This window comes from Shewanella submarina (assembly GCF_042646185.1).
GTDB lineage: Bacteria > Pseudomonadota > Gammaproteobacteria > Enterobacterales > Shewanellaceae > Shewanella > Shewanella corallii.
Window position 1 is genome coordinate 554,719 of the sequence record NZ_JBHRTD010000001.1, and the last position, 13,398, is coordinate 568,116.

A 13,398-nucleotide genomic window follows, 5' to 3' on the forward strand; every position below is an offset into this window, starting at 1 on the left:
AGGGAGGACGTGACATTTTGCCCCATTTTCTTTTTAAGAGGTAAAAGGTAAATGGGTAGATTCAATTCCGTAAAAAACTATTCTTCCAACACGGGTTCTTATAAAGCCAATTCTGTGGCTGCTGCCGTATTGCTTGGCCTGCTGGGCTCTGTACCAGCAGCGTTTGCCGACGATATTGAGCATATGCTGGTACTGGGTCGCGCCGGTGATGATGCGCTGAATATGGCGGCAGACGTGACGGTTATCGATGCGGCTGATATTGCTCAAAGTGGTGTCACCAATGTCACCGAGGCTCTGCGTAATATCAGTGGTATTCAAGTCTCTGACAATAACACCAATGCTGTGTTTGCCATGCGTGGTTTCTCTTCCGGTCAGGCCGCGAATAATACGCTGATCCTGGTCGATGGCCGTCGCCTTAATAATATCGATATTGCCGCCCCCAGTCTGAATGCGATTCCCCTGAATATGATTGAGCGGGTGGAGATACTGAATGGTAGCGCCGGTGTGCTTTATGGCGACCAGGCTGTCGGTGGTGTAATCAACATTATCACCCGGGTACCGGGTCGTGATGGTGGCTCATTGAGTGTTTCCGGTGGCAGTTTTGATACTGGTGAAGCCAAAGGTGATCTGGCTGGTCAGTTTGCCGGTAACTGGCACTACTATCTGTCGGGCAACTACAAAAAATCAGATAACTATCGTGACAACAATGCCAGCGAAACCGGCGCCGTGCTGGGACGTCTGGGCTACCGCGATGACACCACTGACTTCTACGTCGAAACCAGCTACTACGACAACTCTGTTGAAACGCCGGGTGGTTTGACGGCGAGCGAATACGCAGCGGATCCACGTCAGAGCAACCCCACTTCCTTAGGGACTTATCAGCATGATGTCACTAAAGCCGCCCGTGCCGGCGTGTCTCAGCAGATTAATGACAACTGGCTGCTATCTGCCGATGCCAACTACAGTGATACTCAGGTGGTATCTCTCAATTCTTGGGGGCCTAGCCGCAACGACCGTAAGCAATTTATGCTCTCCCCCAAAGCCGTGGCTACTTATCCGACTTCCGCCGGTGACCTGTCGATTGTTATGGGTGCTGATATCAGCCGTGGCGAGTCCGAGTTCGATTTTGGTCGCAGTAATACCCAGAGCCAGTTAAGTGGTTATGTGCAGGCGACCGTGCCTTTAACTGCCGAGCTGAGCTATGTGGTGGGGGGCCGCTACGCTGATGTTAAGGATGATTTGACCGATGCTTTTGTTTTCCCTCAGGGAACAGAGCTAAATCAGGATGCCAAAGCGTTTGAATTGGGTTTGAACTACCAATTTAATGATGCCAATAAGTTCTACCTGCGCGCCGAAGATAACTTCCGCTTTGCCAAGGTGGATGAGCAGGCCTATACACCGCCAAGTGTAGTGGGTCTTAAACCACAGACAGGGCGTTCCTACGAAGCGGGCTGGCGTTACAGCGGTAATAAGCTGCAATCCTGGGTAAATCTGTACCGGTTGGAGCTTGAAGACGAGATTGTCTATGACCCAAGTGCTGAAAGTCCTGGAGGGGGACAAGGGGCTAATATCAATGCTGAGGCTTCCCGTCGTCACGGTTTGGGCCTTGGTCTGGATTGGCAGGTATTAAGTGCGCTGCAACTTGGTGGTGAACTGCAGTTTGTGGATGCGGAATTTACCGAAGGTGCTAACAAGGGTAAGCAATTGTCCTGGGTCGCCCGTGAGTCAGGCCGTGTCTATGCCAGCTGGGATATCAATGACCAGTGGCAACTCTATTCAGATGTGGCCTATACAGGAAAGCGCTATGAGGAAGGTGACAACGCCAATGTCGCTCCTGAACTGGCCTCTTACACTCTGGTGAATATGGCATTGAACTACAGAACTAATGATTGGTTGGCCAGTGTTCGGGTGGATAACCTGCTGGATAGAGACTACGTCAGTGCGGCCTATTATGCCGAGTCGTTCCCGGGATATGAGCCCGCCAAATATTATGTTGGTAATGGCCGAAATATCAGGCTGACATTGAGCTATAGTTTCTGAGAGTGATTCAGGCCAAGGTGAAATCTGCTTGGTAGCGATAGCCGACACTCAGGTGTCGGCTTTTTAATATCAAGAACTTGGTGTGATATTAATCTCATTGAAGAAATGTTATCCTGTCGCGAACAGGCAAGGGATCTTGCCTTAGCCCTTGATAATGAAAATGAATTTCAGGTTCAGACTAACCGATGACAGAGCTAGAGCAGCAGGTATTGACCCGTATTCGGGCTATTATGGCCAACGAAGAACAGGTGATTGGCCGAAGGGGGGTGTTGTTGCCCCTGAAACAGGCCATTATCAGTGATGGTGATATTCGTGTCGTGATTGACATTGTTGCCGGTGATCCCGCGCTGTCAGCTCATCTGCTGTGGCGAAGCAGCTGCGCCCATGGCAGTGGGTCAAGCAGTAAAAATCGCTCCCTCAAAGAAGCTTTGGTTCGACTTGGGCAGGTCAATATTTATCGTTATGCCTTCACCTATTACCTCAAAGAAAGATTGGATGAGCTGCCTGAACCCTATCGAAAGTTGGTGCATGGCTACTGGCATCTGACTGAGGGCATTGCCCACGCAGCCGTAGATTATCTGGCTGAGCTGGAAGATTGCAAAACGGATCCTGATGAGCTGCACACCCTGGCGCTGTTCAGCGTTTACGGACAGATTATTGCGTTAACCGCTTTTGCTCACTTGAATGCAGATCTTGACGAGTCTTATCCCTTAGGCGTGATGAAATCGCTGATCGATACTCAGCAGCAGACGCTATCTGTTGAAGCTTTTACCGCGTTGAATATGGACCCTGAATTAAGTCGGGAATTTTTGGTGGCGCACAATATTGAAAGTACTGACTGGGAAGAGTCTCCCGGTATGTTGCTGAGGGCGGTGTTGGCCAAAAAAGGCTTGTTGTTAAATCCTTTGACTGCATAAATAAGGCCCGGAATTTCCGGGCCTTTGTTGTCCAGGGTCAACGATTTCTCTGGTGGTCGTTAAGGAGTGTCAGCAGACTTTGGATCAGGCTGGCATTGGTCGCACTGCGATGATAAGCACCAAACATGGGGCGCATCATACCTTCCTGTCCCAACCTTACTGTTTTCAAACTCAGCCCTTGAGCTTCAGACACCGACCAGCTGGGTAGAGCTGCAATTCCTTCCTGACAGGCAATACGCTGTAGCAGCATCATGGTCAGATCACAGGTCTTTTGCTCCCCGGGCAGTACCCCTGCAGGCTCCAGGAAGTGACGATAGAGATCCAGTCTTTCCAGTTTTACCGGATAGCTCAGCAGTGGCTGTCCGGCCAGATCCTGTGGTGTAACAAAGGGCTTATCCGCCAGCGGATGATCGCTGGAGACAACCAACTTCATTTCGTAATCAAACAGGTGTTGATAGGCAATCCTGTGACTGGGAGCCGGGTCCGGCGTCAGTACCAGGTCCAACTCTTCATTTTCCAGTGCATGAATTGCGTTGAACAGATGACGGCTGGAAAGGTTAAGTTCGGCCCCCGGGTGACGTTGGCGAAATTGCTCCATCACGGGCATTAGCCAGCGTACACATGAGTGGCACTCTATCGCTACAGTGAGCTGCTGGCGCTGCGTGGGGACACCTCGTTTCAGCACCTGCTCTATCTCTGTGACTCTTGGCAAAATCTCTTCAGCCAGTTGTACCAATCGAATACCTTCCTGGGTAAAGGACAAAGGTTTGCTCTTGCGGATAAAAATGGGGGAATTGATTCGGGTCTCCAGCTCTTTAATCTGGTGCGACAGGGCTGACTGAGTCACAAAACGTTTCTTCGCCGCAGCCGCCAGACTGCCACTTTCTTTCAGTGCCACCAGAGTGCGCAGGTGCCTCAATTCAATCATCTTGCCTCCACCTCATTGAATTATCCTCAGTGCTTCAATTCACGGATTGGGTATCCATAACAAGCAGGCTAACACAATAAACTTCTAGACGTCTAGATGCCCATTGTTCGCGTGGCAGAAATATTGTTTTGTGTAATTGACATTGTCTGGGGAGGCTCGGAAGCCCAGCTGCCTATCTCCGGCTTGACCTTGACGTGTCCCGGCGCTACTCATAGTAGGGTGTTGACCAATGGAGAGCGCCATGAGTCATGTATACAAAATCATTGAGCTGACCGGCTCATCCCCCATCAGCAGTGACGATGCAATACGTAATGCCATCGAGGCTGCCAGTCAGTCGTTACAACATTTGCGTTGGTTTGAGGTGATGGAAACCCGTGGCCACCTTGAGGCAGGGGGTGATTGCGCACTGGCAAGTGACCATCAAGGTAGGCTTTACCCTGGATCAGGATATGAAAGAAAGCTGACAGCTGGTCAGACAGTATTCTGGTCAAAGGATACAGAGGAGGCTTGTCAGGCGTCTCTGGGCAGGCCCTTTTCTATGCTCCGGATCAGTCGTTGCTGTTTGCGGTTGTCGGCGACCAGCTTGTCTTTGGCGGCGAGCTGACGGGCTAATGCCCATTGCAGATGTTCTTTTGCCACATCACCGGGCAGATCTGAGCCCAGCTGCTGTTGAAGTGCTGACACTATGTCGTCGGAGTAGGGAGCGTTACCCAGTGCCACTGCGATATTCCGCTGCCACCTTTGCCAGCCAATACGGCGAATGGCACTACCCTCTGTATGTTTCAAAAACTCGGTCTCGCTCCATCCGAGCAGGGTCAGTAACTCTGGCTGTTTTAACTGCTGGCGGATATAAAAGTCTGCTTCCTCAGTCAGTGGTGCGTCGGCGTTGACCGGGCAGGCTAATTGGCAATCATCACAGCCATAGATACGATTACCCAGCAAAGGCCGCAGCTCTTCCGGGATTGGGCCGTCCAGCTCAATGGTGAGATAAGATACGCAGCGACGGCTGTCTACCACGTAGGGCTCAACAATAGCGCCGGTTGGGCAGGTCTTGATACAGGCAACGCAAGTGCCACACGCTTCACTGACAGGTATGTCGACAGGCAGGGGCAGGTTAATGACCAGTTCACCCAGAAAGAACCAGCTACCCGCTTCCTGACTGAGCAGCAGTGAGTGTTTACCTGTCCAGCCCAGGCCTGCTTTGTCGGCCAGTGGCCTTTCCAGCAAAGGGGCTGAGTCGACAAATGGGCGGTTGTCTGATTGGCTGAACCCCTGCTCGCTGAGCCAGGTATCTATTCTCTGCCCCAACTGTTTCATTCGGTTACGGATCAACTTGTGATAATCACGGCCGCCGGCATATCGGGAAATATAGCCGAGGTTGGGATCTCTCAGATTGGTCGCAAAGCCTGCCGAGGGCGGCAGATAGTCCATCCGCCCACATATCACTCTCTGGGTGCCCGGGTGCAGCTCATGAGCACGGGCACGCATCATGCCGTGGCTGGCCATATAGCCCATCTCACCGTGATAGCCTGCATCCAACCAGGCCTGAAGCTTTGGCTCCTCCTCTGTCAGGTCTGTATCACTTATCCCTATTTGAGCGAAGCCCAGCTCTTTGCCCCATTGTTTGATCAGTTGGGCAAGCTGGTTAAGCGCAGCAGCATCCGGCAAATGAGCTTGAGTCTGGGAGGGATTGGAGGATTGAGGCTTGGACATGATTTCCCGGTGCAAAGGAGTGAAAACCCTACAATGATACCTGTTGGCTGGATTTGGCTCCACTGATGCCGGGGTATCGGGGTTGATACCTATCGCCCCTGAGCTCATGAAATCAGGTATAATCGGACGTTTTTTACCATATTGGACGGAGACTTGATGAGACTATTGGTACTGCTGACGGCCATGGCTGGCCTGCTTTTAACCCCGGTGGCGCGGGCAAACAGCGATCTGGAAACCTCCGGTGATGTCTTGCATCTGCTGCTGCCAGCCACTGCATTTGGTGCCACTTTGTTTCATGAAGAAGGGGATGAAGGCAGTTGGCAGCTTATCAAGGCTGCGGTCAGCTCCCGGGTTGTGGTGGAAGGTCTGAAGTGGGGAATAGACAAAGAGCGTCCCGATGGCAGTGGTAATGATTCTTTCCCATCAGGCCACACCTCAGACAGCTTTATGGCTGCAACCTTTATCAATCAAAGGTATGGCTGGGAGTGGGGTGTTCCCGCCTATGCTGTGGCCACTTATGTTGGTTATACCCGGGTGGAAAGTGACAAGCATGAGATTGAGGATGTACTGGCAGGTGCCGCCATCGGCGCGCTGGCAGGCTGGTACTTCACCACGCCTTATGAAGGTCTGACCGTGGTACCGATTGCCGGTAATGGTCAATATGGGCTTTATGTCAGTGGTCGCTTCTAACCTCAGTGTTTCTGCCGCTATAATGCACGCCATTTAACATTTGAGACCGAATAAGATGAGTGATTATCAGGATATCGCCCGTGCAGTGGCGTTAAATGTGGCATCCAAAGTGATGCCTATGGATCAGTTGCCTGAAAACCTGAAAGGGGCCTATGAGGATTTGGCCGCGCAACTGCTGGCGGATGAGCAGCAAGGCTTTGCCAACACCTGGAACGCACTGCCTGCCAGCGCACAAAAGCTGATGCCGCAGGCTGAGTTTCATGGTTTCTTTATCGCCCAGAGCTGGCTGAAGCTGAGCATGGCCGGTCAACAACTGGCTGAACTGGCTGAGACTGACAATGCCATTGCCGAGAAAGAGTATCAGGGTATTTTTGCACAGCTGATTGATGATGCGTTGAAAGAGAGCATCAAGAAGCTGAAGAAGGCCCGTACCGACCGCTCTATGCTGAACAGTTTTAAGCAGGTCATGGCATAAGCCAGTGATTAAAAAAGCCCGGCAGTCGCCGGGCTTTTTGTATTGGCAGAGATTAGAACGAGGTTCGCTTGTATTGACGATACTCGGGAGTCCAGAAGTTCTTCTCGATAGCCAGCTTGAGCAGTTCGTCGGTCTTGGGCAGTGCCAGACCCTGTTCAATTGCCACTTTACCTACGGCAAAAGCGATATGCTTGCTTACATCATGAATATCTTCCAGGCTCGGCAGCAAGCCACCTTCACCATCTCTGGCCAGTGGAGAGCACTCGGCCAGCGCTCGGCTTGAGGCCATCAGCATTTCATCGCTGACCCTGTCGGCTCGGGTAGCCAATACTCCCAGGCCTATGCCGGGGAAGATAAAGCTGTTGTTACACTGGGCAATTTCATAGGTGTTTTCACCATAGACCACTGGTTCGAACGGGCTGCCTGTAGCAACCAGAGCCTGACCTTCGGTCCAGTAGATAATGTCCTTTGGTGTGGCTTCAACCCGGCTGGTAGGGTTGGACAGCGGGAACACTATCGGGCGCTCACAGTGCTTGTGCATAGCGCGGATAATCTCTTCACTGAACAGGCCAGGTGCACCGGAAACGCCAATCAGCACGGTTGGCTTGGCATTATTGACCACATCCAACAGGGAGATATTGTCATTGACCGAGAAAGTCTCCCAGTCCTGGGTATCGTCTGAGCTCTGGGCCAGCTTCTGCTGGAATGGCAGCAGATTTGGCATGTTGTCCTGCAGCAAGCCCCAGCGGTCCACCATAAAGATGCGGGCACGGGCCTGCTTGTCACTCAGGCCTTCGGCCATCATCTGGGCGATAATCGCTTCGGCAATACCACAACCTGCGCTGCCAGCGCCCAGGAAGGTTACCGTTTGCTCACTCAGCTTGGTGTCTGCAGCCTGACAGGCCGCCAGCAGAGAACCCACAGTGACCGCAGCAGTACCCTGAATATCATCGTTGAAGCAGCAGTATCTGTCTTTGTATCGCTCAAGCAGTGGCATGGCATTTTTCTGGGCGAAGTCCTCAAACTGGATAAGGGCATCGGGCCAGCGACGGGAAACCGCATCCATAAAGGCTTCGACAAACTCGGCGTACTCTTCACCGCCAATGCGGGGATGACGCCAACCCATATACATAGGGTCTTCCAACAGGTGTGGGTTATCTGTTCCAACATCCAGCGTGATTGGCAGCGTATATGCCGGACTGATACCACCACAGCTGGTATATAGAGACAGCTTACCGATAGGGATACCCATGCCGCCGATGCCCTGATCGCCCAGACCCAGAATACGTTCGCCATCAGTCACTACAATCACCTTCACTTTGTGACGGGTGGAGTTGTTGAGGATGTCATCGATTCTGTCTTTGTTGGGATAGGAGATAAACAGCCCCCGGTTGCGACGATAGTCTTTGGAGAAACGCTCGCAGGCCTGACCGACTGTCGGGGTATAGATGATGGGCATCATCTCAGTAATATGGTTCTGAATAAGACGGTGAAACAGGGTTTCATTGGTATCCTGGATATTGCGCAGATAGATATGCTTTTCCAGATCACTGTTAAAGGCTTTGAACTGATCGTAAGCCCGGGAAGCCTGTTCTTCGATAGTCTCGATGACATGAGGAAGCAAACCTTCAAGGTTAAAGAAGATTCTTTCCTCTTCGGTAAAGGCACTGCCTTTGTTAATCAATGGGGCTTCAAGAATCGCAGGGCCGGCGAAAGGCAGATAAAGGGGGCGTTTGTTATCGTCCATGGGTAACCTTTGGCAGTATTGTGGTTTTTTCTATCATTGCTGTTAAAGATAACATGAAATCTGAGACTTGTCGGTCTGAGCAGTGATATTCCAGCCATAAAAAAACGCCGCCCATTGGCAGCGTTTTCAGATAAAAACAGGGGTTATTTACCGCGCAGTTTAACTGACAGACCTTTAATAAAGTTTCTCAGCAACTGGTCACCGCAAACTTTAAAGTTTTTATGTTCCGGCTTTTGGAACAGGGCTGAGATTTCTGACTTTGAAGTACGGAAGTCTGCCAGAGACAGCAGCTCAACGATATCATCATCACGCAGTTCCAGAGCGATACGTAATTTACGCATTATCAGGTTGTTGTTCAGTCGGGTCGGCTTGGGCGTTTCCGCACCTTCGCGCTGACCACGCTTGAAAATAATCAGGCCATCAAGGAAACGGCACAAATCCTGATCTGAACAGGCTTGAAACCCTTTCTCATCATCTTTTCTCAGCATGTTGTGCAGGGTTTCCTGCGGCATTTCAAATTTTACCTTGGCAAACAGACGGATAACTTTACCGTCGCTGAGATCCAGGGCGTAGCGCAACCGGCGCAAAACATCATTATTGGTCATTGAGTTCCCACTGAGGAAAGCGTGGCCGACACAGTTTGCGGCCCTTGTATAAACTTGCGGCACATTCTACCACAGGCTCTTGGCTCAATCTTTATTGATTGATTTGGCTTGGCAGTGAAATCACTTGTGAGAATGTCGAGACATTGCAAAATAGGGTTAGCTTATTTGTCCTAGTACTTTTCCCGAGTATTCCTTTGTATCAGGGGGATTTGATTGACACCAGCAAGGACGCTCTTAATTTGGATTCGTTGCGGTTTTACAGGTGTGAAGGAGTACGCGACTGAACTCTCAATCCAAGGGAAGGTGAACATACTGAATATTAGTTCGCCACCTTTCCTAACCAATTTGGGGAAAGACATGGACCTTTCTAACAAGCTAAAGCACAGCTGTGCGCTGGCGGTGGCAATGGCCATCTCACCAGCTCTGGTTGCAGCCGAGAATGATGAGCAAGTTGAACGCATTGAAGTGACCGGCAGTCACATTAAACGAATTGATCTTGAAGGAGCTTCACCGATAACTGTGTTATCAGCTGAAGATATCGCCCGCTCCGGCGCTCAGGATATGTCTCAGCTGCTGCGTAAATTACCAATCTCAGGTAATGGTACCTTCTCGACTCAGGGTAATAACTCTGATGATACTTCCAATGGTGGTGCGGCTATCTCGCTAAGGGGCCTGGGTGCCGACTCAACCCTGGTACTGCTTAACGGCCGCCGTATTTCAGTCAACTCATTCGCCAAGGATATCGACACAGCCTTTGTTGATATCAACTCTATTCCAATGTCGGCGGTTAAGCGCATCGACATTCTCAAAGATGGTGCTTCTGCACTTTATGGTTCCGACGCCATTGCCGGGGTAATTAACATTATCCTGAAGAAAGATTTTGAAGGTTTTGAAATTAACGCCAAGGTGGCCGATACCATTGAAGATGGTGATGGTCAGGTGTCAGTTTCCATGCTCTGGGGTACCCAGGGTGAGAAGAGTCATACTACAGTGATTCTGGATTACTTTAAGCAGAACGAGACGCTGTTTGCAGATAGAGACTATTCGAAATCAGCTAATCAAGAGTTTCGTGGAGGCGTTGACCGTCGCTCTTCTTCTGGAAATCCAGGAACTTTTATTCCAGCAACTCTTCATTCTGATGGGCGTATTGATGTTAAGCGAAAATCAGACGACGGTAATACGATTTATGACTGGACTCCAGATGCTAACTGCCCGGCAGAGAACATTAATGATGCGCCTTTTTGTCGTTATGACTATGCGCCACATATGACATCAATTCCAGAGTCGACCCGGGTTGGTCTGTCAGTGTTCCATGACTATGAGTTCAATGATGAGCTCAAGATGTTTGCCGAAGTGATGGTGCAGCATAACAACAGTGTGGTTAAAGGTGCTGCAAGTCCTTCTTTCTCTGAATTCTATATTCTGAAAGATAACCCTTTGTTTACCAGTGGTGCCCAGGTCAACCCTTTCCCCGGCGAAGACCTGACCATGCGTCGTCGTTTGACGGAAGCCGGTAATCGATTAAAAGAGGCTGAATCCAACAGTGCCCGTATGGTATTGGGTCTGAACGGTATGCTCAGCGACTGGGAGTGGGAGCTGGCTTATACCTATTCCTACAACCGTAACCATGAGTATGGTCGCCAGGGCTTTGTGCATACGCCAAGACTGCAGGCTGCGATCAATGTCGGTGAATACAACCCATTCAGCCAGACTCAGCCTCAGTCAGTGATCGATGATATTACGGTGAATACCACACGTAATGGTAAGTCCACCACCCAGGCATTTGATGGCAAGATGTTCGGCGATATATTCTCTCTGCCTGCTGGTGATGTAGCCATGGCGGTAGGTTTTGAGTATCGCGAAGAGGAGCTGAGTGATGACCCGGATGAGCTGTTCCTGCGGGGCGAGATCTTCGGTACTGAGGCGACTCAAGCCAGTGGTGACCGCGACCAGACCTCTATCTTTGTCGAGTTCGTAGTACCTGTGGCTGAGCAACTGGAAGCTCAGCTGGCAGTGCGTCACGAGGACTATAGCGACTTTGGTACCACAACCAACCCTAAGATTGGCCTCAAGTATACGCCTCTGGATAATCTGACCCTGAGAGCCAGTTGGGGTGAAGCTTTCCGTGCCCCATCATTGGTACAGTTGGGCTTGGGACCAACCCAGGAGTCTCCTAGTCTTGTTGATCAAACTAGATGTAAGCTTACTGGCGCCGTTGAAGATTGCTCAGCGCAAGAGGTAACAGTCATCTTTTCTGGTAATCCGGATCTACAACCGGAGGAGTCTACTTCATATAACATAGGTGCTGTGTGGGAGATTGTGGAGGGGCTGTCAGTTGGGGTGGATTACTGGAACTACGATCAGGACGGTTTGATTACGTCAGATACCCAATACCTGTTAAATAATAATGGCACTAATCCTGCGGTGGTCAAACGCGAGCCAACTATCGATGGTATTCCAGGTCGTCTTGTCGAAGTTTATGACAAATTTATTAATTTAGGCTCTCAGTCCACTGATGGTGTGGACTTTGACCTGGCGTACCTGATGGAAACCAATGGTGCCGGTGACTTTAACTTCAAGTACAACCTGACCTGGGTTAACTCATTCGAGCAGAAGCGAGTCGATGGCAGTGCCGAGCAACTGGTGGGTGAATATCAACACCCTGAGTTCCGCTGGGTTGGTGGTGTTGACTGGAACTATGGTGACTGGCAAACCGCGGCTCGTCTGAACTATATCGGCGAGTACGAGGATGACAGTGATGCCGGTGCCACCGGAACCATAGACTCCATGCTGACCTTTGATATGAATGTCAGCTATGTGGGCTTTGAACACTGGACCCTGACAGTTGGTGGAACCAACCTGTTTAATGAAGACCCACCATTCAGCTCAGCCCAATTTATGGGCTATGACCAGACCACACATTCCGCCCAGGGCGCCTTTGTGTATGGTCAGGCAAGCTATCGCTTCTGATGCTGAGTCTCAGCGTTTAAAAAGCGTATAGCACAGACAAAAAGCGACTCTGAATTCAGGGTCGCTTTTTATTTTGCTCAGGCTTTTCCAGCGCCTGCCAGCTCCTTATTGAGCGCTGCAGTAAAGCTGGCACGCTTGCTCATTCGCGCCATATAGGCACTGAGCTTTGGCGGGATCTTCTGCTCGAAACGGTTGGCCCACAACAGCGTCTGTGCCAGCATAATATCAGCGATACTGATCTCTTCCCCCAGCAGAAACGCCGAGTCAGGCATCCAGCTTTCAGCGATGGCGGCGGCTTTATCAAATTCAAACACAGCAACCCCAAGGAACTCTCTGTGACGATAAGCTTCCGGCAACGCAAACTTATGTTTACCCATAGTCCATAAGGGCTGTTCAAGCTCGGTAACAATAAAGCTCATCCACTGGTGATGCAGGGCTGATTCGTCAGAACCCGGTGCTGGTAACAGGTCGCCATTACCGTATTTCTCTGCCAGGTGGTAGGCGATAGCGGCTGATTCCGTCATCACCAACTCATCATCTTTCAGTGCCGGGACTTTCCCCTCCGGACTGATGGCAAGAAATTCAGGGTTGCGATTATCCCCTTTGGCAAAATCAATAAATTGATAGTTCCAGTCGAGCTCCAGCTCTTCCAGAATCCAGGAGATACGCAGCGACCGGCTGCAGGGTATGCCGTAAAGGGTAATCATTGCCAATGTCCTTTGCTTAGTGATGTCATCCATTGAAGCATAAAAAACGGCCTCCTTGGAGGCCGTCTTTGGCATAAGTCAGAGCTTAGCTTACTTCAGCTGAGTAGCCGCCCATTTGGCGCGGGCATCACGGCTTTCGCCCATGCCGTTTGTTTCACGGAAGGCTTTGTAGGACTCGACATCCAGCGCGACCAGGCTAACATCCACCTCAAGCACCAGTTTGCACTCTTTCTTGATGCGCCAGGCGGCAGTGTTGTAAAGCTCTGTCACTGGCAGGGCGGACAAAAACTCAGGGTTGTACTGCTGGTACAGTGCCTGGGTTGGATAAACCACAAACGCCAGATGACGCTTGGGCTCTTTTTTGAACAGCTCTTCAATACCATCACAGGTATTCAGTACCTGCATTTCAATGGTGTCGTCCAGGTCCAGCAGGGTCTTCTGCGCCAGACCCGGTATTTCAGCTTCACCGGCTTCCCAGGCGATAACATCGGCTTCAGTCTGCTTGGTCAGCTCAGCTACCTGAGCCTGGCTCAGACCCAGAGACAGTCGCAGATACTGCATTTCAATGGCATTCAGGCCAATCGTTTTAGCCATATCAGGCTCCTT

General features: G+C 50.8%; 11 protein-coding genes and 1 pseudogene. 6 read left to right on the forward strand and 6 right to left on the reverse strand.

Annotation, left to right across the window (positions count from 1 at the left end; genetic code table 11):
* Positions 1 to 51 precede the first annotated feature (51 nt).
* The gene (locus tag ACFOE0_RS02575) at positions 52 to 2,040 is read left to right on the forward strand and encodes a TonB-dependent receptor family protein (protein WP_248937387.1); all 1,989 of its coding nucleotides are present in this window, start codon (positions 52 to 54) and stop codon (positions 2,038 to 2,040) included.
* Between the two features lie 185 nt (positions 2,041 to 2,225).
* Positions 2,226 to 2,957 (forward strand): HDOD domain-containing protein, encoded by a 732-nt coding sequence (locus ACFOE0_RS02580; protein ID WP_248937388.1) that lies wholly within the window; start codon positions 2,226 to 2,228, stop codon positions 2,955 to 2,957.
* Between the two features lie 37 nt (positions 2,958 to 2,994).
* Here ACFOE0_RS02580 and ACFOE0_RS02585 read toward each other — a convergent pair whose 3' ends face one another.
* On the reverse strand, positions 2,995 to 3,885 hold the full coding sequence (locus ACFOE0_RS02585; protein ID WP_248937389.1) for a LysR family transcriptional regulator: 891 nt from the start codon (positions 3,883 to 3,885) through the stop codon (positions 2,995 to 2,997).
* A gap of 241 nt (positions 3,886 to 4,126) precedes the next feature.
* On the opposite strand from ACFOE0_RS02585, the pseudogene ACFOE0_RS02590 reads away from it, so the two are divergent.
* A pseudogene (locus tag ACFOE0_RS02590) lies at positions 4,127 to 4,349 on the forward strand (dodecin).
* Positions 4,350 to 4,395: 46 nt separating this feature from the next.
* Here the strand turns inward: ACFOE0_RS02590 and queG are convergent.
* Positions 4,396 to 5,598 (reverse strand): tRNA epoxyqueuosine(34) reductase QueG, encoded by a 1,203-nt coding sequence (gene queG / locus ACFOE0_RS02595; RefSeq protein WP_248937390.1) that lies wholly within the window; start codon positions 5,596 to 5,598, stop codon positions 4,396 to 4,398.
* Between the two features lie 156 nt (positions 5,599 to 5,754).
* Here queG and ACFOE0_RS02600 point away from each other — a divergent pair, with 156 nt between their 5' ends.
* Together ACFOE0_RS02600 and ACFOE0_RS02605 are read left to right on the forward strand one after the other, a co-directional pair.
* A complete protein-coding gene (locus tag ACFOE0_RS02600; protein WP_240317061.1) occupies positions 5,755 to 6,288 on the forward strand; it encodes a phosphatase PAP2 family protein in 534 nt (177 codons plus the stop codon).
* A gap of 55 nt (positions 6,289 to 6,343) precedes the next feature.
* The gene (locus tag ACFOE0_RS02605) at positions 6,344 to 6,763 is read left to right on the forward strand and encodes a DUF3069 domain-containing protein (RefSeq protein ID WP_248937391.1); all 420 of its coding nucleotides are present in this window, start codon (positions 6,344 to 6,346) and stop codon (positions 6,761 to 6,763) included.
* Between the two features lie 52 nt (positions 6,764 to 6,815).
* On the opposite strand, the gene ACFOE0_RS02610 is transcribed toward ACFOE0_RS02605, so the two are convergent.
* Positions 6,816 to 8,510 carry an NAD-dependent malic enzyme gene (locus ACFOE0_RS02610; RefSeq protein WP_248937392.1) on the reverse strand — a complete coding sequence of 565 codons (1,695 nt, stop codon included), beginning with the start codon at positions 8,508 to 8,510 and terminating at the stop codon, positions 6,816 to 6,818.
* Positions 8,511 to 8,653: 143 nt separating this feature from the next.
* Positions 8,654 to 9,115, reverse strand: coding sequence for a YehS family protein (locus ACFOE0_RS02615; RefSeq protein WP_248937393.1), 462 nt, complete (start codon positions 9,113 to 9,115; stop codon positions 8,654 to 8,656).
* Positions 9,116 to 9,472: 357 nt separating this feature from the next.
* Here ACFOE0_RS02615 and ACFOE0_RS02620 point away from each other — a divergent pair, with 357 nt between their 5' ends.
* Entirely contained in the window at positions 9,473 to 12,085 is a 2,613-nt protein-coding gene (locus ACFOE0_RS02620; protein ID WP_248937394.1) for a TonB-dependent receptor plug domain-containing protein, read from the forward strand.
* Positions 12,086 to 12,162: 77 nt separating this feature from the next.
* Here the strand turns inward: ACFOE0_RS02620 and ACFOE0_RS02625 are convergent, their stop codons facing one another.
* Together ACFOE0_RS02625 and ACFOE0_RS02630 are read right to left on the reverse strand one after the other, a co-directional pair.
* Positions 12,163 to 12,792: a glutathione S-transferase family protein gene (locus tag ACFOE0_RS02625; protein WP_248937395.1), complete on the reverse strand. Its 630-nt coding sequence runs from the start codon at positions 12,790 to 12,792 to the stop codon at positions 12,163 to 12,165.
* A 90-nt stretch (positions 12,793 to 12,882) separates the two neighbouring features.
* Positions 12,883 to 13,386 (reverse strand): DUF4447 family protein, encoded by a 504-nt coding sequence (locus ACFOE0_RS02630; RefSeq protein ID WP_248937396.1) that lies wholly within the window; start codon positions 13,384 to 13,386, stop codon positions 12,883 to 12,885.
* Positions 13,387 to 13,398 lie beyond the last annotated feature (12 nt).